The sequence below is a fragment of the Pseudomonas sp. PDM03 genome, assembly GCF_014852385.1.
GTDB lineage: Bacteria > Pseudomonadota > Gammaproteobacteria > Pseudomonadales > Pseudomonadaceae > Aquipseudomonas > Aquipseudomonas migulae.
In genome coordinates, this window is record NZ_JACVBM010000008.1 from 98754 (window position 1) to 124081 (window position 25328).

Consider the following 25328-nt stretch of genomic DNA (forward strand, 5'->3'; position numbering starts at 1 on the left):
CGGCTCCCGCTGCGGCTTACCAGGTTTGGGTGGCCTTGAACTTCTCGATACCGGCTTTCATGCCAGCGTCGATTTCGTCATTGAAGTCACCCTTCACGTTGATCTTCGCCATCAATTCGGCGTGATCGCGGTTGAAGAAAGCAATCAGCGCTTGTTCGAAGCTGCCGATCTTGGCGATTTCAACGTCAGTCAGGAACCCACGCTCAGCGGCATACAGCGACAGCGCCATGTCAGCGATCGACATTGGTGCGTATTGCTTCTGCTTCATCAGCTCGGTAACGCGCTGACCATGCTCAAGTTGCTTACGGGTCGCTTCGTCCAGGTCAGAAGCGAACTGGGCGAATGCCGCCAGTTCACGGTACTGAGCCAGAGCGGTACGGATACCACCGGAGAGCTTCTTGATGATCTTGGTCTGAGCGGCACCACCCACACGGGATACCGAAACACCGGCGTTCACAGCAGGACGGATCCCGGAGTTGAACATGGCCGATTCCAGGAAGATCTGACCGTCGGTGATGGAAATCACGTTGGTCGGAACGAACGCGGAAACGTCGCCAGCCTGGGTTTCGATGATCGGCAGTGCGGTCAGGGAACCGGTTTTGCCGGTCACTGCGCCGTTGGTGAACTTCTCTACGTATTCTTCCGAAACGCGGGATGCGCGCTCCAGCAGACGGGAGTGGAGATAGAACACGTCGCCTGGGTAAGCTTCACGGCCTGGTGGACGGCGCAGCAGCAGGGAAATCTGGCGGTAAGCCACTGCTTGCTTGGACAGATCGTCATAAACGATCAGCGCGTCTTCACCGCGGTCGCGGAAGAATTCACCCATGGTGCAACCGGAGTACGGTGCCAGGAATTGCAGTGCTGCAGATTCCGAAGCGCTCGCTGCCACGACGATGGTGTTAGCCAGTGCGCCGTTTTCTTCCAGCTTGCGAACCACGTTGGCGATGGTCGATTGTTTCTGACCGATCGCTACGTAGACGCAGAAAATGCCGCTGTTTTTCTGGTTGATGATCGCGTCGATCGCCAGAGCGGTTTTACCGATCTGACGGTCACCGATGATCAGCTCACGCTGGCCACGGCCGACAGGGATCATGGCATCGACAGCCTTGTAGCCAGTCTGTACAGGCTGGTCTACCGACTTACGCCAGATCACGCCCGGAGCAACTTTCTCGACCGCGTCGGTCTCGGTGTTGTTCAGCGGACCTTTGCCGTCAACTGGGTTACCCAGTGCGTCGACTACGCGACCCAGCAGTTCCTTACCAACCGGAACTTCGAGGATGCGGCCGGTGCACTTGGCGCTCATGCCTTCAGCCAGAGTCTGGTATGCGCCCAATACAACGGCACCTACAGAGTCTTGCTCCAGGTTGAGGGCCATACCGAAGACGCCGCCCGGAAACTCGATCATCTCGCCGTACATTACATCGGCCAGACCGTGAATCCGCACGATACCGTCAGATACGCTGACGACAGTGCCTTCGTTACGGGCTTGGGAGGTCACATCGAGCTTGTCGATGCGGCCCTTGATAATTTCACTTATTTCGGAAGGATTGAGTTGCTGCATTGCTCTGCTGCCCCTTCAAACTCAAGATTTCAATGCTTCGGCAAGGCTCGCGAGTTTGCCGCGAACCGAGCCATCGATAACCAGGTCGCCGGCGCGGATGACAATGCCCCCAATAAGGGATTTGTCTTCCTCGACTTGCAGGCGCACTTCCCGGTTGAGTCGTGCACTGAGAACCTTGGCGAGTTTGTCTTGCTGTTCTTGGTTCAATGCAAAAGCACTGGTCACTTCAACGTCTACCGACTTCTCTTGTTCGGCCTTGTACAGGTCGAACAGAGCGGATATCTCCGGCAACAGCGGGAGACGGTCGTTTTCGGCAACGACGTTGATGAAGTTCTGTGCCTTGGCATCAAACTTGTCGCCGCACACGTCAATAAACGTGGCGGCCTTGTCTGCGCTCGTCAGTCGCGGGGCCTTGAGCACGCGCTGCATGGTGTCGTCTTGCGACACTGCTGCAGCCAGGCCGAGCATGGCTGACCAAGAGGCCAGTTGCTGGTGGGCCTGGGCGTGCTCGAAGGCTGCCTTAGCGTAAGGTCGGGCCAACGTGGTCAATTCTGCCATGATCGCCCTCGCTTAAATTTCAGCAGCCAGTTTGTTTACCAGCTCCGCGTGCGCGTTTTGATCGATTGTGGCACCCAGGATCTTCTCGGCGCCGCCAACGGCCAGTGCACCCAGTTGGGCACGCAGCGCGTCTTTGACACTGTTCAGTTCCTGCTCGATCTCGGCCTGAGCCTGAACCTTCACACGGTCAGCGTCGATACGGGCTTTTTCAACAGCCTCTTCAACAATCTGGTTACCGCGTTTCTTGGCTTGCTCAATGATTTCAGCTGCCTGAGCCTTAGCTTCGCGCAGTTGTTGACCCGCTTTATCTTGGGCCAACTCCAGGTCGCGAGCTGCTCGGGCGGCAGCGTCCAGTCCATCCGCGATCTTCTTCTGACGTTCGTGCAAAGCCGCGATGACCGGAGGCCACACGAACTTCATGCAAAACAGTACAAAAATGAAGAACGCAACGGACTGGCCAATCAGGGTTGCATTAATGTTCACGCCAACACCTCGCTCGTTCGTTGCACATCAAACCAATCACTCGAAGGTTCGAGTGATTAGCCAGCGAGTTGACCAACGAATGGGTTCGCGAAGGTGAAGAACAGAGCGATACCAACACCGATCATGGTTACGGCGTCGAGCAGACCGGCAACGATGAACATTTTAACTTGCAGCATTGGAACCATTTCTGGCTGACGCGCTGCGCCTTCCAGGAACTTGCCGCCCAACAGGCCGAAACCAATTGCGGTACCCAGTGCGCCCAGGCCGATCAACAGTGCAACAGCGATAGCGGTTAGACCAACTACAGTTTCCATCTTTCCTCCCGACTTTTACGTCGTATGGTTTAGGTTTTTTAGATTTTAAAGCGGTAAAACAAATCGTTTCATAGCCCTGTTCGGGCCCCCACTCGTTTGACCGAGTGGGACATCAGACTAGTCGAGACTGGCCTTAATGGTTCTCTTCGTGCGCCATCGAAAGGTAAACGATGGTCAGCATCATGAAGATAAACGCCTGCAGGGTGATGATCAGGATGTGGAACACAGCCCACGCCCACTGCAGAACTACGCCCAGGCCGCTAAGCCAGAGCAGACCGCTGCCGAACATCACAGCAATCAGAATGAAGACCAGCTCGCCGGCGTACATGTTGCCGAACAGACGCAGTGCCAGGGAGATTGGCTTGGCTACCAGCGTCACGAACTCCAGCAGGAAGTTCACCGGAATCAGCAGGGCTTGAACGAAGATGTTCTTGCTGCCGAACGGGTGCAGGGTCAGCTCGCCGACGAAGCCGCCGATGCCCTTGACCTTGATGCTGTAGAAAATGATCAACGCGAACACCGACAGGGCCATGCCCAGGGTAGCGTTCGGGTCAGTGGTCGATACGGCACGGAACGGAATATGCGCATCGCCAGTGATCAGGATGGCCAGCTGAGGAATCCAGTCGACCGGGATCAGGTCGACGGCGTTCATCAGGAAGACCCAGACGAAGATGGTCAGTGCCAGCGGTGCAATCACCGGGCTACGGCCATGGAAGCTGTCTTTCACGCTGCCATCGACGAATTCGACCAATACTTCAACGAAGTTCTGCAAAGCACCAGGCTGACCGGAAGTCGCTTTCTTTGCCGCCATGCGGAAAAGAAGAACGAAGATCAGACCCAAAGCGACCGACCAGCCGAGGGTATCGACGTGGAAAGCCCAGAAGCCCATTTCTTTGGCTTCTGCTGCGGTGTGGGCAAAACCCCACCCGCCGGTTGGGTGCTGACCGAAGGTCAGGTTCTGCAAGTGGTGCTGGATATAGCCCGAAGCGGTTGTTTCTGCCATGGTTGCCTCAAACGCCCTAAGGTCTCGAAAGTCTTGTTCTCATCAGCAGGGGCGCGAACCAGCTGACCAGTTGGGTCAACACGAAGACGCCGAATACAGCTAGCGGCGCCAATGGCTTCACACCTGCAAACGTCAATGCAAAAAGCACTGCCGTCAAAATCAGTTTGCCCGCCTCGCCGGCATAAAAAGACCGGACGATGGCTTGAGCTGCTCGGGCGCCGGAAAACCGAAATGCCCTGTGAGCGAAATAAACATTGGGTAGCAAGGCTATCAGGCCTCCGCAGAGTCCTGAGTACCCGGCAACGACTCCGTGCCATTGCCACAGCGCCAAAGCGGCGATCAGCAACACGACAAACTGAGCCATCAACACCGGAAAAACTGCCAGGCGATGGAACGGCAAGCGGTTTGGCGTGCGGGTTTCCATCACTAATACTCCCCAATGGTCGGCTGCCAGAATTCAATAACTTGGCATAATTTGTGCCGACAAAATGCGCGCAGAGTATAGGGGCGGTTCTGCCCCTATTCAACTGTCAGGTAGTGATTTCCGACTGCACGCTACATGAGGAAATGTTTCAGCGAATGTGTGCGAGCACACCCTGAAGCTCATCGAGGGAGTTGTAACCAATGACCAACTGCCCTTTCCCCTTCTTTCCGTGTCGGATCTGCACCGCAGAGCCTAGGCGCTCAGCCAGACGCTGCTCGAGTCGGGCGATATCCGGGTCCGGTTTTACCGGTTCCGCAGGCTCCTGTTTGCCACTCAACCACTGGCGAACCAGTGCCTCAGTCTGGCGCACAGTCAGCCCCCGTGCGACAACATGTCGCGCCCCTTCAACCTGTTGATTCTCCGGCAAACCAAGCAAAGCTCGGGCATGACCCATTTCCAGGTCGCCGTGCGACAGCATGGTCTTGATAACTTCCGGCAACGCGATCAAGCGTAGCAGGTTGGCCACAGTCACGCGGGATTTGCCCACCGCTTCGGCCACTTGTTGCTGAGTCAGCTGGAATTCCTGCTGCAAACGCTGCAGGGCCACCGCTTCTTCGATCGGATTGAGGTCTTCGCGCTGGATGTTCTCGATCAGCGCCATGGCGATGGCGGTTTCATCCGGCACATCGCGCACCATCGCCGGGATGGTTTCCTGGCCAGCCTGCTGGCTGGCACGCCAGCGACGTTCGCCGGCGATGATTTCGAAGCGGCCGCTGCCGATCGGGCGAACCACAATCGGCTGCATCACGCCCTGGGCCTTGATCGATTGCGCCAGTTCTTCCAGCGCTTGCGGGTCCATGTCCCGACGCGGCTGGTACTTGCCGCGCTGGATCAGGTCCAGGGGCAAATGCTGCAGCTCACGCTGATCGGCTTGTACAGCCTGCTCTTCCAGCGAGCTGACAGTCGGACCGCTCAGCAGTGCATCCAGTCCACGTCCGAGACCTCGTTTCTTGACGGCCATGGGGATTCCTTAAGTTGCCTGAGCTGCGGCAGTGCGTGAGTTTTTGCGCTGACGGCGAACCATCTCGCCGGCAAGTGCCAGATAGGCAATGGCGCCCCGCGAAGTCTTGTCGTAAGCCAGCGCCGGCATGCCATAGCTTGGCGCTTCGGCGAGGCGGATGTTACGCGGGATAACCGTGTCGTAGAGCTGCTCGCCGAAGTGTTCTTTCAGCTGCGCCGACACGTCGTTCATCAGGCTCAGGCGCGGGTCATACATCGTGCGCAACAGACCTTCGACTTTCAGGTTCGGGTTCAGCAGTTCAGCGATGCGCTTGATGTTATCCACAAGGTCGCTCAGGCCTTCGAGCGCAAAGTACTCGCACTGCATGGGGATAATTACCCCGTCAGCCGCGACCAAAGCGTTCAGCGTGAGCATCGACAGCGAGGGCGGGCAGTCGATCAAAATGTAGTCGTAGTTTTCACGGATCGGCGCCAGCGCGCTGCGCAGGCGGCTTTCCTTCATCTGCATTTCCAGCAGAACCACTTCGGCCGCGGTCAGGTCGCGGTTGGCCGGCAACAGCTGGTAACCACCGTGCTCGGAGAAGTGCATGGCCTGGGCCAGATCGCATTCGCCGATCAGCAAGTCGTAGACCGAGTTTTCCAGGCCGTGTTTATCCACACCGCTACCCATGGTGGCGTTGCCCTGTGGATCGAGATCGATCAACAGCACCCTGCGCTTGGTAGCAACCAGGGAAGCTGCGAGGTTGATGCAGGTGGTGGTTTTACCCACACCACCCTTTTGGTTCGCTATCGCGAATACCTTAGCCATTCTTGCTTGTGTTCCCAATCATGCCGTGCGGCGCAGTATCAGCAGATGACGTTGGCCTTGGCAACCAGGTACGGCCAGGGCGTGTTCGCTATCGAGGTGGAAGTCTGCCGGCAATGCTACCAGCTCATCGGCCGGATGAACGCCCTTCATTGCCAGCCAACGTGTATCGGCATCGCCAAGGTGGCGCGTCCAGTTGCTGAAGTTCTCCATGCTGCTGAACGCCCGGGAAATGATCCCGTTGAAAGGCTGTGCAGGCTGGAAGGCTTCGACGCGACTGTGGATAACTTGCAGGTTATCCAGTTTGAGTTCGAGTTTGACCTGGGTCAGGAAGCGGGTTTTCTTGCCATTACTGTCCAGGCAGGTCACTTGGGACTCTGGAAACAGGATTGCAAGCGGAATGCCCGGCATGCCGCCGCCGCTGCCAACGTCCAGCCAACGACCGTTTTCGATGAACGACATCACGCTCAAACTATCGAGCAGGTGACGCGAGACCATTTCGTCCGGATCGCGCACGGCGGTCAGGTTGTAGGCCTTGTTCCATTTGATCAACAGGGCCAGATAACCCAACAACTGCGCGTGTTGGGTTTCGGTCAATGTGACACCGAGCTGGCGAGCACCTGTGGATAACTCTTCGGCGTGTTGCGAGGTGACCAACGAACTCAAGCGCTTTGCTCCAACTGACGGCCCGCGCCGCGTTTTTTCAAATGAATCATCAACAGCGAAATGGCTGCCGGTGTGACACCCGGAATGCGTGACGCCTGGCCCAGTGTTTCTGGACGGGTCGCACCGAGCTTGCTCTGGATCTCTTTGGAGAGACCGGAAATGTTCGTGTAATCGATATCCACAGGCAGTTTCGTGTCTTCGCTCGCCCGCAGACGTGCGATTTCATCTTGCTGACGATCGATATAACCGGCGTATTTGGTCTTGATTTCGACCTGCTCGGCGACTTGTGGATCTTCTGCGCCCCCGCCAGTCACGGCGATCAGACCAGCGTAGTCGATTTCCGGACGGCTCAAGAGGTTGAGCAGGTTGTATTCGTGAGTCAGCGGCGTGCCGAATTTTTCGGATATCGCATCGCCCTGCTCGGTGCCCGGGCGAACCCAGGTACTTTTCAGGCGCTGCTCTTCCAGCGTGATGCTTTCGCGTTTGGTGCAGAACGCTGCCCAACGCGCATCATCCACCAGACCCAGCTCGCGACCTTTTTCGGTCAAGCGCAGGTCCGCATTGTCTTCACGCAGGATCAGACGGTACTCGGCGCGGGATGTGAACATCCGGTACGGCTCTTGAGTTCCAAGGGTAATCAGGTCGTCAACCAACACGCCGATGTACGCCTCGTCGCGACGCGGGCACCAGGCGTCTTTGCCTTGCGCACGCAGTGCAGCGTTGGCCCCGGCCAGCAAACCTTGGGCGCCGGCTTCTTCGTAACCGGTGGTGCCATTGATTTGCCCGGCGAAAAACAGACCGCCGATGACTTTGGTTTCCAGGCTGTACTTCAGGTCACGCGGGTCGAAGTAGTCGTACTCGATGGCGTAGCCCGGACGCACGATGTGCGCGTTTTCCATGCCGCGAATCGATTGCACGATCTGCAATTGCACGTCGAACGGCAGGGATGTGGATATCCCGTTCGGGTACAGCTCGTGAGTGGTCAAACCTTCCGGTTCGATGAAGACCTGGTGGCTTTCCTTGTCGGCAAAGCGGTGGATCTTGTCTTCGATCGACGGGCAGTAGCGCGGGCCGATACCTTCGATCAACCCAGCATCGGAATACATCGGCGAACGGTCGAGGTTCGCTGCGATGATTTCGTGAGTCCGGGCGTTGGTGTGGGTAATCCAGCAGCTCACCTGTTTCGGATGCTGCTCTTTGGAACCCATGAACGACATCACCGGGATCGGCGTATCACCTGCTTGCTCGGTCATCACCGAGAAATCCACAGACCGACCGTCGATACGCGGCGGAGTACCGGTTTTCAATCGGCCAACACGCAGTGGCAATTCGCGCAGACGGTGAGCCAGGGCGATCGACGGGGGATCACCGGCACGACCACCGGAATAATTCTGCATTCCGATGTGGATAAGTCCACCGAGGAAGGTGCCAGTGGTCAACACCACGGAGTCGGCGAAGAAACGCAGGCCCATTTGGGTGACAACACCGCGCACTTGTTCCTGTTCAACGATCAGGTCATCAGCGGCTTGTTGAAATATCCACAGGTTCGGCTGGTTTTCCAATGCTTCGCGGACAGCGGCTTTGTACAGAACCCGGTCTGCCTGGGCGCGGGTTGCACGCACGGCCGGGCCTTTGCGGCTGTTCAACACGCGAAACTGAATGCCGCCTTTATCGGTAGCCATGGCCATCGCGCCGCCGAGGGCATCGATTTCTTTTACCAGGTGGCTTTTGCCGATTCCGCCGATGGCCGGGTTGCAACTCATGGCACCGAGGGTTTCCACGTTATGCGTCAGCAACAGGGTTTTGGCCCCCATACGTGCTGAGGCCAGTGCTGCCTCGGTACCGGCATGACCGCCGCCGATGACGATCACTTCAAAACGGGAAGGGAAATCCACCACGCACCTCGTGCCTGCTTAAGTAGGTAATTCAGGAATAGTTTGAGCTCAGGTTTTTGGACCTGGTCGACAAGTATAGGGACTTCGCCCTTCCTAAAGAACCCTTTGCACAAAATTTAACCAGCTGTGGAGAAGTCGGGGTTATAGAAATTAAAAAGAAAGAAATTTATTAAATCTTTGTTTTTATGTTTATTTCTACTGAGCACCATTTCTGTGGATAGATTCCTACAGCCCTTTGTTTTCAATATGTACAGAGAATCAAAACCCTGTGGTCATGTGCCAAGGAGGCCCTTGGATAACCGGTGTAAGCCTGTGGATGAAAGGGGTGGTTATCCACAGAGGCGGTTATCTTCAGTTTTGAGGCCCTGTTATCAACTGCCCTTAGCGGCAGTTATTCACAGGGCTTAATCCACAGAAAAGCAGCGATTGATCAAATCCCGGGCGCAGAAAATCCGGCCAGGCAGAAAGAATCTGCTCGGCACTGGAGGCAATTCAGGAAAAGGGGGGAGAACAGACAGGCACGAATGGCCTGTCTGTGGACAACGAAGGGGCTATTTGCCGATACAGAAACTGGAAAAGATCCGTCCCAGCAGGTCATCGGAGCTGAATGCACCGGTGATCTCGCCCAAGGCATGTTGAGCCTGGCGTAAATCTTCGGCCAGTAGCTCACCGGCACCCGCCAGAGTCAGCTGCGCACGGCCGTGCTCGAGGGATGCACTGGCATGACGCAACGCCTCAAGGTGACGCCTGCGAGCACTGAAGCTGCTTTCCGACGTCTGCTCATAGCCCATGCAGGCCTTGAGATGATCACGCAGCAGTTCCAGGCCTTCGCCGGCCGACTTGGCACTCAGGCTGATGGTCACATGGCCATCCTCACTGACTTCCAGGGCAATCGCTTCACCCGTGAGGTCGGCCTTGTTACGGATCAACGTGACTTTTGCCGGATCCGGGCGGGTTTCCAGGAACTCTGGCCACAACGCGAACGGATCAAGCGCTTCCGGTGCAGTGGCATCGACCACCAACAGCACTCGATCAGCTTCGCTAATGGCTTTCAACGCCCGTTCAACACCGATTTTTTCCACATGGTCATCGGTATCTCGCAGACCAGCGGTATCCACCACGTGAAGCGGCATGCCATCGATGTGGATATGTTCGCGCAAAATGTCACGGGTTGTGCCGGCAATCTCGGTCACGATCGCTGCTTCACGACCGGCCAGGGCGTTGAGCAAACTGGATTTACCGGCATTTGGCCGACCGGCGATGACCACCGTCATGCCGTCACGCAGCAACGCACCCTGCCCGGCTTCGCGCAGCACGGTGGATAACTCGTCCCTGACTTTGTCGAGCATGCTCAGTACATGGCCATCGGCAAGGAAGTCGATTTCTTCTTCCGGGAAGTCGATGGCAGCTTCTACGTAAATCCGCAGGCCGATCAGTTGCTCGGTGAGGTTATGCACACGATCGGAAAATGCCCCCTGCAAGGAGCGCAATGCATTGCGGGCGGCCTGTGCAGAACTGGCCTCGATCAGGTCGGCGATTGCTTCGGCCTGTGCCAGGTCGAGTTTGTCATTGAGGAACGCACGTTCGCTGAATTCGCCTGGCCGTGCCAGACGACATCCCAGTTCAAGGCATCGCTTGAGCAGCATGTCGAGAACAATCGGGCCGCCATGACCCTGAAGTTCCAGCACATCTTCGCCGGTGAACGAGTTCGGGCCCGGAAAATACAAGGCAATGCCCTGGTCCAGCACCTCTTCGTTTTGATCGAAAAACGGGCCGTAGTGGGCGAATCGCGGCTTGAGTTCACGACCGCTGAAGGCCTTGGCCGCAACGCTCGCCAGCGGCCCGGAAATACGGACGATGCCTACGCCGCCACGACCTTGAGCGGTGGCGACGGCGGCGATGGTTTCACGAGGAGCGCTCATAAACCGGTATCCAGACAAAAGTGACAGATAGCAAAACGCCCCACTAGGGGGCGTTTTGAGTGGTTATCCACAGTGTAAATCAGGCAGCTGCTTTAGTAGCCGCTTCGATTTTACGAGTGATGTACCACTGTTGGGCGATGGACAGGCAGTTGTTCACTACCCAGTACAGCACCAGACCAGCCGGGAACCACAGGAAGAAGAAGGTGAAGATGATTGGCATCAGCTTCATCACCTTGGCCTGCATCGGATCCGGAGGAGTCGGGTTCAACTGCTGCTGGATGAACATGGTTGCACCCATGATGATCGGCAGAATGAAGAACGGATCCTTGATCGACAGGTCAGTAATCCACAGCATGAACGGCGCTTGGCGCATTTCAACGCTTTCCAGCAGAACCCAGTACAGCGAAAGGAAAACCGGCATCTGCACGAGGATTGGCAAGCAACCACCCAGCGGATTGATCTTCTCTTTCTTGTACAGCTCCATCATGGCTTGCGACATTTTCTGCCGGTCATCGCCATGTTGCTCTTTCAGTGCGGCCAGTTTCGGTGCCACTGCGCGCATGCGGGCCATGGATTTGTAGCTGGCTGCCGACAGCGGGAAGAAAATCCCTTTGATCAGCATGGTCAGGAAGATGATCGACCAGCCCCAGTTACCGACCAGCGCGTGGATGTGTTGCAGCAGCCAGAAGATTGGCTGGGCAATGAACCACAGAATGCCGTAGTCGACGGTCAATTCCAGACCTGGGGACAACTCTTTCAGCACAGCCTGGCTTTTCGGACCGGCGTACAGAACAGCGCTGGTTTCGGCTTTCGCACCTGGCGCAACAGTCATTGCCGGGGCGGTGTAGCCGATGATGTAGTTGCCTTTGCTGTCTTTACGGGTCTGGACGACGTTGTTTTCGCCCTTCGCCGGAATCCATGCGGTCACGAAGTAGTGTTGCAACCAGGCAACCCAACCACCGTTCACGGTTTCTTTCAGCTGAGCCTTGTCCATGTCCTTCATCGACACTTTCTTGTACGGCTCGTTACTTGTCCACAGGGCGGCGCCCAGGTAAGTCGCGGTGCCGGTGGCAGTGCTGGAAGAAGGATCGGAGCTGGCGTCGCGCTTCAGTTGGGCGAACATCGCACCCGACCAAGGCTTGGCGCTTTCGTTGTCGATCACGTAGGAAACGGTTACGTCATACAGGCCACGTTTCAGTGTGAAACGCTTGATGTAGTTGACGCCGTCCTTGCTGAACTTCAGGTCTACAACCAATTGGTTCTGACCGTCGGCCAGTTGGTAGATCTTCTTCTCGGAGGAGTAAACCGGACGACCGGCAGGACTTGCGTCCGGACCATCGGTACCGATCAAACCGCTTTGAGCCAGATAAGTCCGCTCGTTGCCGTTATCGAACAACTGGAATGGAATTTCCGGATGGTCCTGGCGACGTGGATACAGCGGCAGCGTCAACTGTGCAACATCGCCACCTTGTGGATCGATAGCCAGGTTGAGCACATCCGTTTTGATCTGGATGAGGTCTTTGCTTGCAGCTACTGGTGTTTCAGCAGGTGCAGTGGCACTGGTATCGCTTGCGGCGCGCGGAATGTCGTCACTGACAGAAGCATTATTGCCAGTCGCCGTATCCGGTAGGCCCGGTGCGGAAGTACTGGAAGCAACATTCTGAGTCGGCAGGGCAGCCTGGCCATAGTCCTGGTTCCATTTAAGAACCATAACGTAGGACACGATTGCCAGGGCGACGATCAGGATCGTGCGTTTGATATCCATGATTACTCGGCCATCGAAGAAGAACGGGAGGTAGGGATAGGTGGAACCGGGTCATAACCACCGGGATTCCACGGATGACAGCGACCTAAACGACGAAAGGTCAGCCAGCCACCGCGCAGAAGGCCATGATTTTCTATGGCTTCTAACGCGTAGCAGGAACAACTGGGGTAGAAACGACAGTGACTGGCCATCAGGGGACTAATGGCATAGCGATAAAACTGGATCGGAACGAGTGCCAGTTTACGCATCGGGACTGTCTACCCCTACAGTTTCGGTTTTGACTGCTGGTACCGGCGTGCTGCGTGCCAGACGCTTCCAGAGTTTGCCGAAATGCTGAATCAATTCGGGGTTTTCTACGTCACCCAAACCTTTGCGCGCGACGATAACGATATCCCAGCCGACCAGTGAATCCTGGTTTAGACGGAACGATTCGCGCATCAGACGTTTGAGGCGATTGCGCTCGACGGAGAGCTTTACGCTCTTTTTCCCGATAACCAGCCCGAGACGGGGGTGATCAAGATCGTTGTTGCGCGCAAGGAGCAGGAGATTTTTCCCCGGAACCTTGCCGGTAGGGGAGTCAAAGACTGCCTTGAAATGCCGGGGAGTAAGCAGACGCTTTTCCCGACTGAAGTCCTGACTCACCTCCAGTGCCGGCTTATCAAACTGCCAGACGCGCACGACCTTTGGCGCGACGACGCGACAGAACGGCACGACCGTTCTTGGTAGCCATGCGAGCACGGAAACCGTGGGTACGAGCGCGTTTGATAGTGCTTGGTTGGAAAGTACGTTTCATTGTCGTGTTACCTGGTTCGTCCACAACGGGCCGGAATGGCCCCCGTTTTAAGAGACCGGGGATTCTAGAGAAAGCAAGCCTCTAGGTCAATTTCCAACCAACGTTTCCTTATAAATAGATCTCCAGACGTTTTGCTCGTCTTCACCTCCAGCCAAATATAAAAATAAAGAAGGAAAGTATTTAAAGCTTTTCTGTAAAGCTTATAAAAGCTAGGGCACCGGTCATCTGTGGATAACTACCTTCAGGCCTTCTATCCCGTGATGTACAGAGAATGACAACTACGGTGGAAAACGGTGGTCAGCCTGTGCTGCGCTGTCGGATAAGCTGTGTGTGAAAGGGGCTGTTATCCACAGGCAGGTTATCCACCGAGTTTCGCCCCCACTTGTGCAACGACCTCAAGGGCGGTTATCCACAGAGCTTATGCACAGACCACTGGTCGTCTTTTTTACCTATAAAACGTTGATTCTTCTTGGTCAGTGACCCACCTACGTGTGGATAAGTCGGCGTCTGGTCGCTACAATGGCCGCTTGTTTTTGCCTCACCGGCTTTCAACTTAGGGGATATCCGTGTCAGTGGAACTTTGGCAGCAGTGCGTGGAGCTTTTGCGCGATGAGCTGCCTGCCCAACAATTCAACACTTGGATCCGTCCACTACAGGTCGAAGCCGAAGGCGACGAGTTGCGTGTCTACGCACCGAATCGTTTTGTTCTCGACTGGGTCAACGAAAAGTACCTGGGCCGCGTCCTTGAACTGCTGGATGAGCATGGCAACGGCATGGCGCCGGCGCTTTCCTTATTAATAGGCAGCAAACGCAGTTCGGCTCCACGGGCTGCCCCGAATGCGCCACTGGCTGCCGCCGCGTCTCAGGCACAGGCGGCTCAAGCGCCTGTCAGTGCTCCGGCACCTGCCCCGACGGCCACACCGACCAAGCGTTCGACCCAGAAAGTTGCCGAAGTCAGTGAAGAGCCATCGCGCGACAGCTTCGATCCAATGGCCGGCGCCAGTTCTCAACAGGCCCCGGTGCGTTCCGAGCAGCGCACGGTGCAGGTCGAAGGTGCGCTCAAGCACACCAGTTACCTGAACCGCACTTTCACCTTCGAGAACTTCGTCGAAGGTAAGTCCAACCAACTGGCCCGGGCTGCGGCCTGGCAGGTGGCGGACAACCCCAAGCACGGTTACAACCCGCTCTTCCTTTATGGCGGTGTTGGCTTGGGTAAAACTCACTTGATGCACGCTGTGGGTAACCATCTATTAAAGAAGAACCCGAATGCCAAGGTCGTGTACCTGCATTCGGAGCGTTTCGTGGCCGATATGGTCAAGGCTCTGCAACTGAACGCGATCAACGAGTTCAAGCGCTTCTACCGTTCGGTGGACGCATTGTTGATCGATGACATTCAGTTCTTCGCCCGCAAGGAACGTTCGCAGGAAGAGTTTTTCCACACCTTCAACGCCCTGCTCGAAGGTGGCCAGCAGGTCATTCTCACCAGTGACCGCTACCCTAAAGAAATCGAAGGCCTTGAAGAGCGCCTCAAATCCCGTTTCGGCTGGGGCCTGACAGTAGCCGTCGAGCCGCCGGAGCTGGAAACCCGTGTCGCGATCCTGATGAAAAAGGCCGACCAGGCCAAAGTCGATCTGCCCCACGACGCGGCGTTCTTCATCGCCCAACGTATTCGCTCCAACGTCCGTGAGCTGGAAGGTGCGCTTAAACGCGTAATCGCCCACTCGCACTTCATGGGCCGTGATATCACCATCGAGCTGATTCGCGAATCCCTGAAAGATCTGTTGGCGCTGCAAGACAAACTGGTCTCTGTGGATAACATTCAGCGCACCGTCGCCGAGTACTACAAGATCAAGATTTCCGACCTGCTGTCCAAGCGTCGTTCACGCTCGGTCGCTCGTCCGCGTCAGGTTGCCATGGCGTTGTCCAAAGAGTTGACTAACCACAGCCTGCCGGAAATCGGCGATGTGTTTGGCGGCCGCGACCACACGACTGTTTTGCACGCCTGCCGCAAGATCAACGAACTTAAGGAATCCGACGCGGACATCCGCGAGGACTACAAGAACCTGCTGCGTACTCTGACAACTTGATGAACACCAGCGCAGCTTATTAAGGCAAGGGACTAGACCATGCATTTCACCATTCAACGCGAAGCCCTGTTGAAACCCCTGCAACTGGTCGCAGGCGTCGTCGAGCGCCGACAGACCTTGCCGGTGCTCTCCAACGTGCTGCTGGTTGTCGAAGGCCAGCAACTGTCGCTGACCGGTACCGACCTGGAAGTCGAGCTGGTCGGTCGTGTACAACTCGAAGAGCCGGCTGACCCGGGTTCCATCACTGTGCCTGCGCGCAAGCTGATGGACATCTGCAAAAGCCTGCCGAACGACGCGCTGATCGACATCAAGGTCGACGAGCAGAAGCTGGTGGTGAAGGCTGGCCGTAGCCGCTTCACCCTGTCGACCCTGCCGGCGAACGATTTCCCGACCGTTGAAGAAGGTCCGGGTTCGCTGACTTGCAGCCTTGAGCAAAGCAAACTGCGTCGTCTGATTGAACGCACCAGCTTCGCCATGGCCCAGCAGGACGTGCGTTATTACCTGAACGGCATGCTGCTGGAAGTATCGGCCGGGATCATCCGGGCCGTGGCCACCGATGGTCACCGTCTGGCCATGTGCTCGATGCAGGCCGACATCGGTCAGCCGGATCGCCACCAGGTCATCGTGCCGCGCAAGGGTATCCTTGAGCTGGCGCGCCTGCTGACCGAGCCGGACGGCAATGTCAGCATTGTCCTGGGTCAACATCACATCCGCGCCACCACAGGCGAGTTCACCTTCACCTCTAAACTGGTCGACGGTAAATTCCCGGACTATGAGCGTGTTCTGCCGAAGGGCGGCGACAAACTGGTGCTCGGCGATCGTCAGGCGTTGCGTGAAGCTTTCAGCCGTACCGCAATTCTGTCCAACGAGAAGTACCGCGGTATCCGTCTGCAACTGGCCAGCGGTCAGTTGAAGATTCAGGCCAACAACCCGGAGCAGGAAGAAGCGGAAGAAGAAGTGGGCGTTGAGTACAACGGCGGCAATCTGGAAATCGGCTTCAACGTGAGCTACTTGCTCGACGTGCTGGGCGTGATGACCACTGAGCAGGTTCGCCTGATCCTGTCCGACTCCAACAGCAGTGCGCTGGTGCAAGAGTCCGACAACGATGACTCGGCCTACGTTGTCATGCCGATGCGTCTGTAATCATGCTCAGCAGAAGCTAGATGTCATTAAGTCGCGTCTCGGTCACCGCGGTGCGCAATCTGCACCCGGTGACCTTCTCCCCCTCCCCCCGAATCAACATTCTTTACGGCGCCAACGGCAGCGGCAAAACCAGTGTTCTGGAAGCCATTCACCTGCTGGGGCTTGCCCGTTCGTTTCGTAGTACCCGCCTTTTGCCGGTTATTCAGTATGAGCAATTGGCCTGCACGGTCTTCGGTCAGGTTGAGTTGGCTGAAGGTGGGCACAGCGCACTGGGGATATCACGGGACCGCCAAGGCGAGTTCCAGATCCGTATTGACGGGCAGAACGCGCGCAGTGCGGCACAGCTGGCGGAGATTCTGCCGCTGCAACTGATCAACCCTGATAGCTTCCGCCTGCTTGAAGGCGCACCGAAGATTCGCCGGCAGTTTCTCGACTGGGGCGTGTTCCACGTGGAACCGCGGTTCATGTCCACCTGGCAGCGCTTGCAGAAGGCCCTGCGCCAGAGAAACTCTTGGCTGCGGCATGGTACACTTGACGCCGTTTCGCAAGCGGTTTGGGACAGGGAACTGTGCCAGGCCAGCGCTGAAATTGATGAATACCGCCGTGCCTATATCAAAGCCTTGAAACCAGTCTTTGAACAGACCTTGAGCGAACTGGTTGAGCTTGAAGGTTTGACGCTCAGCTATTACCGAGGCTGGGACAAAGACCGCGAATTGAGTGCAGTGCTCGCTGGGTCCGTTCAGCGAGACCAGCAGATGGGTCATACCCAGGCCGGACCACAACGCGCTGATTTGCGCCTCAGATTGGGCGCACATAACGCCGCGGACATCTTGTCCCGTGGTCAGCAGAAGTTGGTGGTCTGTGCATTGCGGATTGCCCAAGGGCACCTGGTCAGCCAGGCCCGACGCGGCCAGTGTATTTATCTGGTGGATGACTTGCCGTCCGAACTGGACGAGCAGCACCGCCGCGCGCTTTGCCGCTTGTTGGAAGACTTACGCTGCCAGGTGTTTATCACCTGTGTAGATCACGAATTATTGAGGGAAGGCTGGCAGACGGAAACGCCAGTCGCTCTGTTCCACGTGGAACAGGGCCGTATCACCCAGACCCACGACCATCGGGAGTGAAGGCATTGAGCGAAGAAAATACGTACGACTCAACGAGCATTAAAGTGCTGAAAGGCCTGGATGCCGTACGCAAACGTCCCGGTATGTACATTGGTGACACCGACGATGGCAGCGGTCTGCACCACATGGTGTTCGAGGTGGTCGATAACTCGATCGACGAAGCTTTGGCCGGCCATTGCGACGACATCAGCATCATCATCCACCCGGACGAATCCATCACCGTTCGCGACAACGGTCGTGGCATCCCGGTAGACGTACACAAAGAAGAAGGCGTCTCGGCAGCTGAGGTCATCATGACCGTGCTGCACGCCGGCGGTAAGTTCGACGACAACTCCTACAAAGTATCCGGCGGTCTGCACGGTGTAGGTGTTTCGGTAGTGAACGCACTGTCCAAGGAACTGGTCCTGACCGTTCGCCGCAGCGGCAAGATCTGGGAACAGACTTACGTCCATGGCGTCCCGCAAGAGCCGATGAAAATCGTTGGCGAGAGCGAAACCACAGGTACCCAGATTCACTTCAAGCCATCGGCTGAAACCTTCAAGAACATCCACTTCAGCTGGGACATCCTGGCCAAGCGGATTCGTGAACTGTCCTTCCTCAACTCCGGTGTCGGCATCGTCCTCAAGGATGAGCGCAGCGGCAAGGAAGAGCTGTTCAAATACGAAGGCGGCCTGCGTGCGTTCGTTGAATACCTGAACATCAACAAGACTGCGGTCAACCAGGTGTTCCACTTCAACATCCAGCGTGAAGACGGCATCGGCGTGGAAATCGCCCTGCAGTGGAACGACAGCTTCAACGAGAATCTGTTGTGCTTCACCAACAACATCCCGCAGCGTGATGGCGGTACTCACCTGGTGGGTTTCCGTTCCGCTCTGACGCGTAACCTGAACACCTACATCGAAGCTGAAGGCCTGGCCAAGAAGCACAAGGTCGCCACCACCGGTGATGACGCCCGTGAAGGCTTGACCGCGATCATCTCGGTGAAGGTGCCGGATCCGAAGTTCAGCTCCCAGACCAAAGACAAGCTGGTTTCTTCCGAAGTGAAGACCGCGGTCGAACAGGAAATGGGCAAGTACTTCTCCGACTTCCTGCTGGAAAACCCGAACGAAGCCAAACTGGTCGTTGGCAAGATGATCGACGCGGCACGTGCGCGTGAAGCAGCACGCAAGGCCCGTGAGATGACCCGCCGCAAAGGCGCGCTGGACATCGCCGGCCTGCCGGGCAAACTGGCTGACTGCCAGGAAAAAGACCCTGCCCTTTCCGAACTGTACCTCGTGGAAGGTGACTCTGCTGGCGGCTCCGCCAAGCAGGGGCGTAACCGTAAAACCCAGGCCATCCTGCCGTTGAAGGGCAAGATCCTCAACGTCGAGAAGGCGCGCTTCGACAAGATGATCTCTTCGCAAGAAGTGGGCACCTTGATCACCGCACTGGGCTGCGGTATCGGTCGCGACGAATACAACATCGACAAGCTGCGCTACCACAACATCATCATCATGACCGATGCTGACGTCGACGGTTCGCACATCCGTACGCTGCTGCTGACGTTCTTCTTCCGTCAACTGCCAGAGCTGATCGAGCGTGGCTACATCTACATCGCTCAGCCACCGCTGTACAAGGTCAAGAAAGGCAAGCAAGAGCAATACATCAAAGACGACGACGCCATGGAAGAGTACATGACGCAGTCGGCCCTGGAAGATGCGAGCCTGCACCTTAACGAGGAAGCCCCGGGTATCTCCGGCGAAGCCCTCGAGCGCCTGGTGAACGACTTCCGTCTGGTGATGAAGACCCTCAAGCGTCTGTCGCGCCTGTACCCACAGGAACTGACCGAGCACTTCATCTACCTGCCAGCGGTGAGCATGGAGCAACTGTCCGATCACGCAGCGATGCAGGATTGGCTGGCCAAGTATGAAGTCCGTCTGCGCACCGTCGAGAAGTCTGGCCTGGTCTACAAGGCCAGCCTGCGTGAAGACCGTGAGCGTAACGTCTGGCTGCCAGAGGTCGAGCTGATCTCCCACGGCCTGTCGAACTACGTCACGTTCAACCGCGACTTCTTCGGCAGCAACGATTACAGGACTGTCGTATCCCTGGGCGCTCAGCTGAGCACCCTGCTGGACGACGGCGCGTACATCCAGCGTGGCGAACGCAAGAAGCCGGTCACCGAGTTCAAGGAAGCCCTTGAATGGCTGATGGCTGAAAGCACCAAGCGTCACACCATCCAGCGATACAAAGGTCTGGGTGAGATGAACCCGGATCAGCTGTGGGAAACCACCATGGACCCAAGCCAGCGCCGGATGCTCAAAGTGACCATCGAAGACGCCATTGGCGCGGACCAGATCTTCAACACCCTGATGGGTGATGCGGTCGAACCTCGTCGTGACTTCATCGAAAGCAATGCCTTGGCGGTTTCAAACCTGGACTTCTGATCCAGCGGTTCTGCCAAAAATAAAAAAAGGCCAGCGCAATGCGCTGGCCTTTTTGTTTTTGAATGGCTTTGTTTACAGTCACATCGTGGTGTTGTTCAGCGATTGAAGTACAGTAATCGAAGGCATAAAAAAACCGGCTATATCAGCCGGTTTTTTTACGTCCGAAAAAAACTTATGCACCTTTTTCCATATTTTATGAGCTTAGGAAATATGTATATAAATCATAAGCCTACAAACTAAATACGCTACTTTTCAGTAAAACGGTACACAGGTTATCCACAGAATCTCAGACAGCCATCTGATCGTTGGCAGCCGGCGCTTGCGGAGCGGGTGGGAGCGAGCCCATTTCCCGTTGCATCTGCTCGTTCCAGGCCTGAACCCGGTCATTGAGGTTGGCAATCGCACGGGGCCCGCTGCCTTCGGCGTGCATCGGTTCGCCGATGATCACAGTGATGACGCCCTGCTTCTTGGCCCAACCGGTTTTCGGCCAGAATTTGCCGGCATTGTGCGCAATCGGCAGCACCGGAAGTTCGGCGTTGACGGCTAACGCCGTACCACCTCGTGAGAATTTTCCGATGGTGCCGTAAGGGACCCGCGTTCCTTCAGGGAATATCAGTACCCAGACGCCATCCTTCAGCAGTTCATCGCCCTGCTTCGCTACATGTTTGAGCGCGGCCTTCGGATTATCGCGGTCGATGGCGATCGGCCGCAGCATGGCCATGGCCCAACCGAAGAACGGTACAAACAGCAATGAACGCTTCAGTACCTGGCTCAACGGCTCGAAATAGGCCGAGAGGAAGAACGTCTCCCAGGTGCTCTGGTGGTTCGACTGAATCACGCAGGGCTGGTCTGGCACGTTCTCGGCACCTTTCACTTCGTAGCTGATGCCCAGAAAGACTTTGCTCAGCCACAAGGCGCAACGGCACCAGTACACGTTGATAAAACGATAGCGCGCCTTGAACGGCAGAAAAGGCGCGATAAAAAAGCTCAGGCTGCACCAAAGCAAGGAACTGGTGCCCAGCAGCAGGTAAAAGAGGAAGGTTCTGATGGCCTGCAATATCGACATGGCGACGTTTACCGTGCGGGCTCTGCCCGTCTATATAAAGCGCACTCCCGATCAATCCTTGGTCAGGAATCTCGAAAACGCTCTAATTGTGGATAAGTTCTGCGGCAATCGCCGCGAGATCGTCAAAAATCAAAGTGCCTACCGGTAGGGTTTTGCCCAAAGTCTTTTCGCCTTTCCCGGTCTTTACCAAAACTGGCTGAGAATCGACGGCTTTTGCGGCTTCCAGGTCACCAAGACTGTCGCCGACGAACCATAGATTAGTCAGCGATACGTTGTAATGCGTGGCGATGGTTTTCAGCATCCCGGGTTTTGGCTTGCGGCAATCGCAGCCTTCGTCCGGCCCGTGCGGGCAATAGACGATCAGCCCGACTTCACCGCCCTGCTCCGCCACCAACGAGCGCAAGCGCTCGTGCATGGCGTCCAGGGTGGCGACGTCGTAATAGCCGCGAGCGATGCCGGACTGGTTGGTAGCGACCGCTACCGTCCAGCCGGCCTTGCTCAACTGCGCGATGGCTTCGATCGAACCGGGGAGCGGTTTCCACTCCTCCACCGACTTGATGTAAGCGTCGGAGTCGTAATTGATCACCCCGTCCCGATCGAGAATCAGCAGTTTCAAACAGTCTTACCCCAGCAACGAAATATCGGCGACGCCGAGGAACAAGCCACGCAGACGCGCCAGCAGCGCATAGCGGTTGGCACGGACCTTGGCATCTTCAGCGTTGACCATGACGGCTTCGAAGAAAGCATCCACAGGCTCGCGCAAGGCTGCCAGACGTGCCAGCGACTCGCTGTACTGACGCGCAGCTGCCATCGGTTGAACCGCTTGGTCCGCCTGCTGAATCGCCGAGTACAGGGAGAATTCGTTGGCGTTGTCGAAGTACTTGGCTTCAACGACTGTAGGAACAGAACCTTCGACCTTGCTCAGCAAGTTCGAAACGCGCTTGTTCACTGCAGCGAGGGCCGCCGCTTCAGGCAATTTGCGGAACGCTTCCACCGCTTGTACGCGCTGATCGAAGTCCAGTGCCGAACCTGGTTTCAGGGCACGAACCGACAGGTAAGTCGCTACGTCCACGCCTTCATCTTCGTAACGGGCACGCAGACGGTCGAACACGAATTCCAGTACCGAGTCGGCCAGGCCAGCAGCCTTGACCTTGGCGCCGAACGCATTCACGGCAAAGGCCACGGCGTCGTTCAGGTCGAGGTCGAGCTTCTTGTCGATCAGGATGCGCAATACGCCCAGTGCAGCACGGCGCAGGGCATACGGGTCTTTGCTACCGGTTGGCAGCATGCCGATCCCGAAGATACCGACCAGCGTGTCGAGTTTGTCAGCGATGGCCACGGCCGCACCGGTCAGGGTGGTCGGCAGTTCAGCACCGGCACCGCGTGGCATGTATTGCTCGTTCAGCGCCAGCGCGACTTCTTCCGGCTCGCCATCGTTCAGGGCGTAGTAGTAACCGGCGACGCCTTGCATCTCCGGGAACTCACCGACCATCTCGGTCGCCAGGTCGCACTTGGACAGCAGGCCGGCACGGGAAGCCCATGCAGCGTTACCGCCAATGCGTTGCGCGATGAACGCGGCAAGCCTGGATACGCGCTCGGCCTTGTCGTAGACGCTGCCGAGTTTTTCCTGGAACACCACGTTTTGCAGGCGCAGGTTGAAGTCTTCGAGTTTCTGCTTCTTGTCTTGCTTGAAGAAGAACTCGGCGTCGGTCAGGCGTGGGCGAACCACTTTCTCGTTACCGGCGATGATTTGCTGCGGGTCTTTGCTTTCGATGTTGGCCACGGTAATGAAACGTGGCAGCAACTTGCCGTCGGCATCCAGCAGGCAGAAATACTTCTGGTTGTCCTGCATCGTGGTGATCAGCGCTTCTTGCGGCACGTCGAGGAAACGCTCTTCGAACGAGCACACCAGCGGCACCGGCCATTCAACCAGCGCGGTCACTTCGTCGAGCAGGGCTGGCGGAACGATCGCCGTGCCTTCCTGCATCGTTGCCAGTTCTTCGGTGCGCTTGCTGATAATCGCGCGACGCTCGTTGGCGTCGGCCAGAACGTAAGCGGCACGCAAGTCGGTCAGGTAGTTGGCCGGCGAGGTGATGCGTACGCTTTCCGGGTGATGGAAACGGTGACCACGGGAGTCGCGGCCGGCCTTCTGGGCGAGGATCGTGCAATCGATGACCTGGTCACCGAGCAGCATGACCAGCCATTGGGTCGGACGAACGAACTCTTCCTTGCGTGCGCCCCAGCGCATGCGCTTCGGGATCGGCAGGTCATTCAGGGAGTCTTCGACGATGGTCGGCAGCAGGCTCGCGGTCGGCTTGCCGGCGATGCTCTGGCTGTAACGCAGTTTCGGACCGCTCTGATCGATTTCGCTCAGCTCGACGCCGCACTTCTTGGCGAAACCCAGTGCCGCTTGAGTCGGGTTGCCTTCGGCATCGAACGCCGCCTGACGTGGCGGGCCGTCGAGGTTGATGCTGCGATCCGGTTGCTGGGTAGCCAGCGCGGTGATCAGCACAGCCAGACGACGCGGCGCGGCGTAGACGGTTTTGGTCTCGTAGTTCAGGCCAGCGGCTTGCAGGCCTTTGTCGATACCGGCCAGGAACGCTTCGGCCAAGGTGTTCAGGGCCTTGGGTGGCAGTTCTTCGGTGCCCAGTTCAACCAGGAAATCTTGAGCACTCATTGTGCAGCCTCCAGCTTGGCCAGTACTTCATCACGCAGGTCCGGGGTCGCCATCGGGAAGCCCAGCTTGGCGCGAGCCAGCAAGTAGGCTTGCGCAACGGAACGCGCCAGGGTGCGTACACGCAGAATGTATTGCTGACGCGCAGTCACCGAGATCGCCCGGCGCGCATCCAGCAGGTTGAAGGTATGGGACGCCTTCAACACCATTTCGTAGCTCGGCAACGGCAGCGGCTGGTCGAGTTCGATCAGGCGCTTGGCTTCGCTTTCGTAGAAGTCGAACAGTTCGAACAGCTTCTCGACGTTGGCGTGTTCGAAGTTGTAGGTCGACTGCTCCACTTCGTTCTGGTGGAACACGTCGCCGTAGGTCACTTTGCCGAACGGACCGTCAGCCCAGACCAGGTCGTAGACCGAGTCCACGCCTTGCAGGTACATGGCCAGACGCTCGAGGCCGTAAGTGATCTCGCCGGTCACCGGGTAGCACTCGATGCCGCCCGCCTGCTGGAAGTAAGTGAACTGCGTCACTTCCATGCCGTTGAGCCAGACTTCCCAGCCCAGACCCCAGGCGCCCAGGGTCGGCGATTCCCAGTTGTCTTCGACGAAGCGAATGTCGTGGACCAGCGGGTCCAGGCCGACATGCTTGAGGGAGCCCAGGTACAGTTCCTGGAAGTTGTCCGGGTTCGGCTTCAGAACCACCTGGAACTGATAGTAGTGCTGCAGACGGTTCGGGTTTTCGCCGTAGCGGCCGTCAGTCGGGCGACGACTGGGCTGCACATAAGCGGCGTTCCAGGTTTCCGGGCCGATGGCGCGCAGAAACGTGGCTGTGTGGAAAGTCCCGGCGCCTACTTCCATATCGTAGGGCTGAAGTACCACGCAACCTTGCTCGGCCCAGTATTGCTGGAGGGCGAGGATCAAGTCTTGGAAGGTACGCACGGCTGGCGTAGGCTGGCTCACGAAATTCACCTGTTTCTTGGGCTGCGATTTAAAGAGCGGGAGTATACCCGATTCATTGCTGCGCACGCCCCCTGGAGCCTTATGCCACGCTGCTTTTGGTGTTCCGAAGATCCGCTGTACATGGCTTATCACGACCAGGAGTGGGGCACGCCGCTACGCGATGCGCAGGGATTGTTCGAGTTGCTTTTGCTCGAAGGGTTCCAGGCCGGCCTCTCCTGGATCACCGTGTTGCGCAAACGCGAGCGATATCGCGAGGTGCTGTTCGGCTTCGATGTACAGCGCGTGGCGCAAATGAGCGACGCCGAAATCGATGAATTGATGCTCGATCCCGGGATCATCCGCAATCGCCTCAAACTCAACGCCGCCCGGCGCAATGCCCAGGCCTGGCTGGCGCTTGAAGACCCGGTCGAGTTTCTCTGGTCTTTCGTCGGCGGTAAGCCTGTGATCAATCATTTCAAGGATCGCACCGAAGTCCCGGCGGTCACGCCAGTCGCCGTGGATATGAGCAAAGGCCTGAAAAAAGCCGGCTTCACCTTCGTCGGCCCGACCATTTGCTACGCGCTGATGCAGGCTTCGGGGATGGTCATGGACCACACCAAGGATTGCGATCGCTACGCGACCTTGTCGATCGGCGGTTAGAATAGCCGCC

Annotated in this window: 24 protein-coding genes; 5 read left to right on the forward strand and 19 right to left on the reverse strand. The window is 57.1% G+C overall.

Features of this window, described 5'->3' with window-relative positions; genetic code table 11:
* Nucleotides 1-16: 16 nt before the first annotated feature.
* The 15 genes from atpA to rpmH all read right to left on the reverse strand — a co-directional run bounded on the left by atpA (nt 17) and on the right by rpmH (nt 13209).
* Nucleotides 17-1561 (reverse strand): F0F1 ATP synthase subunit alpha, encoded by a 1545-nt coding sequence (gene atpA, locus IB254_RS14020; RefSeq protein ID WP_008041439.1) that lies wholly within the window; start codon nt 1559-1561, stop codon nt 17-19.
* 21 nt (nt 1562-1582) lie between these two features.
* Entirely contained in the window at nt 1583-2119 is a 537-nt protein-coding gene (locus IB254_RS14025) for a F0F1 ATP synthase subunit delta (protein WP_008027533.1), read from the reverse strand.
* Between the two features lie 12 nt (nt 2120-2131).
* On the reverse strand, nt 2132-2602 hold the full coding sequence (locus IB254_RS14030) for a F0F1 ATP synthase subunit B (RefSeq protein WP_008027535.1): 471 nt from the start codon (nt 2600-2602) through the stop codon (nt 2132-2134).
* A 56-nt stretch (nt 2603-2658) separates the two neighbouring features.
* The gene (atpE, locus tag IB254_RS14035; RefSeq protein ID WP_002555987.1) at nt 2659-2916 is read right to left on the reverse strand and encodes a F0F1 ATP synthase subunit C; all 258 of its coding nucleotides are present in this window, start codon (nt 2914-2916) and stop codon (nt 2659-2661) included.
* Between the two features lie 133 nt (nt 2917-3049).
* Nucleotides 3050-3919, reverse strand: a complete 870-nt coding sequence (atpB, locus tag IB254_RS14040) for a F0F1 ATP synthase subunit A (RefSeq protein WP_008027537.1) — start codon at nt 3917-3919, stop codon at nt 3050-3052.
* Nucleotides 3920-3935: 16 nt separating this feature from the next.
* Nucleotides 3936-4343 (reverse strand): F0F1 ATP synthase subunit I, encoded by a 408-nt coding sequence (locus IB254_RS14045; protein ID WP_008027539.1) that lies wholly within the window; start codon nt 4341-4343, stop codon nt 3936-3938.
* Between the two features lie 148 nt (nt 4344-4491).
* Nucleotides 4492-5364, reverse strand: a complete 873-nt coding sequence (locus IB254_RS14050; RefSeq protein ID WP_008027541.1) for a ParB/RepB/Spo0J family partition protein — start codon at nt 5362-5364, stop codon at nt 4492-4494.
* 9 nt (nt 5365-5373) lie between these two features.
* Entirely contained in the window at nt 5374-6171 is a 798-nt protein-coding gene (locus IB254_RS14055) for a ParA family protein (RefSeq protein WP_008027543.1), read from the reverse strand.
* Between the two features lie 18 nt (nt 6172-6189).
* Nucleotides 6190-6834 carry a 16S rRNA (guanine(527)-N(7))-methyltransferase RsmG gene (gene rsmG, locus IB254_RS14060; protein WP_007948096.1) on the reverse strand — a complete coding sequence of 215 codons (645 nt, stop codon included), beginning with the start codon at nt 6832-6834 and terminating at the stop codon, nt 6190-6192.
* Nucleotides 6831-8729 (reverse strand): tRNA uridine-5-carboxymethylaminomethyl(34) synthesis enzyme MnmG, encoded by a 1899-nt coding sequence (gene mnmG, locus IB254_RS14065; RefSeq protein ID WP_192417793.1) that lies wholly within the window; start codon nt 8727-8729, stop codon nt 6831-6833. The genes rsmG and mnmG overlap by 4 nt, the downstream gene beginning before the upstream one ends.
* 551 nt (nt 8730-9280) lie before the next feature.
* A complete protein-coding gene (mnmE, locus tag IB254_RS14070) occupies nt 9281-10651 on the reverse strand; it encodes a tRNA uridine-5-carboxymethylaminomethyl(34) synthesis GTPase MnmE (protein ID WP_008027547.1) in 1371 nt (456 codons plus the stop codon).
* A 79-nt stretch (nt 10652-10730) separates the two neighbouring features.
* Nucleotides 10731-12416, reverse strand: coding sequence for a membrane protein insertase YidC (gene yidC / locus IB254_RS14075; RefSeq protein WP_192228144.1), 1686 nt, complete (start codon nt 12414-12416; stop codon nt 10731-10733).
* A gap of 2 nt (nt 12417-12418) precedes the next feature.
* Complete coding sequence (yidD, locus tag IB254_RS14080) at nt 12419-12664, reverse strand: membrane protein insertion efficiency factor YidD (protein ID WP_010207715.1); 246 nt, start codon at nt 12662-12664, stop codon at nt 12419-12421.
* A complete protein-coding gene (gene rnpA, locus IB254_RS14085; protein WP_028620331.1) occupies nt 12657-13058 on the reverse strand; it encodes a ribonuclease P protein component in 402 nt (133 codons plus the stop codon). The genes yidD and rnpA overlap by 8 nt, the downstream gene beginning before the upstream one ends.
* A gap of 16 nt (nt 13059-13074) precedes the next feature.
* Complete coding sequence (gene rpmH, locus IB254_RS14090) at nt 13075-13209, reverse strand: 50S ribosomal protein L34 (RefSeq protein ID WP_003213577.1); 135 nt, start codon at nt 13207-13209, stop codon at nt 13075-13077.
* Between the two features lie 566 nt (nt 13210-13775).
* Here rpmH and dnaA point away from each other — a divergent pair.
* The 4 genes from dnaA to gyrB are packed head-to-tail and all read left to right on the forward strand — an operon-like array spanning nt 13776 to nt 19986.
* Entirely contained in the window at nt 13776-15296 is a 1521-nt protein-coding gene (dnaA, locus tag IB254_RS14095) for a chromosomal replication initiator protein DnaA (RefSeq protein ID WP_008027554.1), read from the forward strand.
* 39 nt (nt 15297-15335) lie between these two features.
* The gene (gene dnaN, locus IB254_RS14100) at nt 15336-16439 is read left to right on the forward strand and encodes a DNA polymerase III subunit beta (protein ID WP_008027555.1); all 1104 of its coding nucleotides are present in this window, start codon (nt 15336-15338) and stop codon (nt 16437-16439) included.
* A 20-nt stretch (nt 16440-16459) separates the two neighbouring features.
* Entirely contained in the window at nt 16460-17563 is a 1104-nt protein-coding gene (gene recF / locus IB254_RS14105; RefSeq protein ID WP_008041454.1) for a DNA replication/repair protein RecF, read from the forward strand.
* A gap of 5 nt (nt 17564-17568) precedes the next feature.
* A complete protein-coding gene (gene gyrB / locus IB254_RS14110) occupies nt 17569-19986 on the forward strand; it encodes a DNA topoisomerase (ATP-hydrolyzing) subunit B (RefSeq protein ID WP_192417795.1) in 2418 nt (805 codons plus the stop codon).
* Between the two features lie 286 nt (nt 19987-20272).
* Here gyrB and IB254_RS14115 read toward each other — a convergent pair whose 3' ends face one another.
* The 4 genes from IB254_RS14115 to glyQ form a co-directional block, all read right to left on the reverse strand.
* On the reverse strand, nt 20273-21052 hold the full coding sequence (locus IB254_RS14115; RefSeq protein ID WP_192417797.1) for a lysophospholipid acyltransferase family protein: 780 nt from the start codon (nt 21050-21052) through the stop codon (nt 20273-20275).
* A gap of 82 nt (nt 21053-21134) precedes the next feature.
* Nucleotides 21135-21668: a D-glycero-beta-D-manno-heptose 1,7-bisphosphate 7-phosphatase gene (gene gmhB / locus IB254_RS14120; RefSeq protein ID WP_008027564.1), complete on the reverse strand. Its 534-nt coding sequence runs from the start codon at nt 21666-21668 to the stop codon at nt 21135-21137.
* Between the two features lie 6 nt (nt 21669-21674).
* Entirely contained in the window at nt 21675-23729 is a 2055-nt protein-coding gene (gene glyS / locus IB254_RS14125; RefSeq protein ID WP_192417798.1) for a glycine--tRNA ligase subunit beta, read from the reverse strand.
* Complete coding sequence (gene glyQ / locus IB254_RS14130; RefSeq protein ID WP_003213601.1) at nt 23726-24679, reverse strand: glycine--tRNA ligase subunit alpha; 954 nt, start codon at nt 24677-24679, stop codon at nt 23726-23728. Before glyQ ends, glyS begins: the two co-directional genes overlap by 4 nt.
* An 81-nt stretch (nt 24680-24760) precedes the next feature.
* On the opposite strand from glyQ, the gene tag reads away from it, so the two are divergent.
* Nucleotides 24761-25318, forward strand: coding sequence for a DNA-3-methyladenine glycosylase I (tag, locus tag IB254_RS14135; RefSeq protein ID WP_192417800.1), 558 nt, complete (start codon nt 24761-24763; stop codon nt 25316-25318).
* Nucleotides 25319-25328: the final 10 nt, after the last annotated feature.

What these genes read in the sequence shown, in the direction of transcription:
- rpmH (WP_003213577.1), bottom strand. Translation starts at nt 13,209, where the DNA reads ATGAAACGTACTTTCCAACCAAGCACTATCAAACGCGCTCGTACCCAC.
- IB254_RS14115 (WP_192417797.1), bottom strand. Translation starts at nt 21,052, where the DNA reads ATGTCGATATTGCAGGCCATCAGAACCTTCCTCTTTTACCTGCTGCTG.
- dnaN (WP_008027555.1), top strand. Translation starts at nt 15,336, where the DNA reads ATGCATTTCACCATTCAACGCGAAGCCCTGTTGAAACCCCTGCAACTG.
- IB254_RS14045 (WP_008027539.1), bottom strand. Translation starts at nt 4,343, where the DNA reads ATGGAAACCCGCACGCCAAACCGCTTGCCGTTCCATCGCCTGGCAGTT.
- atpB (WP_008027537.1), bottom strand. Translation starts at nt 3,919, where the DNA reads ATGGCAGAAACAACCGCTTCGGGCTATATCCAGCACCACTTGCAGAAC.
- atpE (WP_002555987.1), bottom strand. Translation starts at nt 2,916, where the DNA reads ATGGAAACTGTAGTTGGTCTAACCGCTATCGCTGTTGCACTGTTGATC.
- yidD (WP_010207715.1), bottom strand. Translation starts at nt 12,664, where the DNA reads ATGCGTAAACTGGCACTCGTTCCGATCCAGTTTTATCGCTATGCCATT.
- recF (WP_008041454.1), top strand. Translation starts at nt 16,460, where the DNA reads ATGTCATTAAGTCGCGTCTCGGTCACCGCGGTGCGCAATCTGCACCCG.
- IB254_RS14025 (WP_008027533.1), bottom strand. Translation starts at nt 2,119, where the DNA reads ATGGCAGAATTGACCACGTTGGCCCGACCTTACGCTAAGGCAGCCTTC.
- tag (WP_192417800.1), top strand. Translation starts at nt 24,761, where the DNA reads ATGCCACGCTGCTTTTGGTGTTCCGAAGATCCGCTGTACATGGCTTAT.
- atpA (WP_008041439.1), bottom strand. Translation starts at nt 1,561, where the DNA reads ATGCAGCAACTCAATCCTTCCGAAATAAGTGAAATTATCAAGGGCCGC.
- IB254_RS14055 (WP_008027543.1), bottom strand. Translation starts at nt 6,171, where the DNA reads ATGGCTAAGGTATTCGCGATAGCGAACCAAAAGGGTGGTGTGGGTAAA.
- mnmE (WP_008027547.1), bottom strand. Translation starts at nt 10,651, where the DNA reads ATGAGCGCTCCTCGTGAAACCATCGCCGCCGTCGCCACCGCTCAAGGT.
- IB254_RS14050 (WP_008027541.1), bottom strand. Translation starts at nt 5,364, where the DNA reads ATGGCCGTCAAGAAACGAGGTCTCGGACGTGGACTGGATGCACTGCTG.
- glyS (WP_192417798.1), bottom strand. Translation starts at nt 23,729, where the DNA reads ATGAGTGCTCAAGATTTCCTGGTTGAACTGGGCACCGAAGAACTGCCA.
- yidC (WP_192228144.1), bottom strand. Translation starts at nt 12,416, where the DNA reads ATGGATATCAAACGCACGATCCTGATCGTCGCCCTGGCAATCGTGTCC.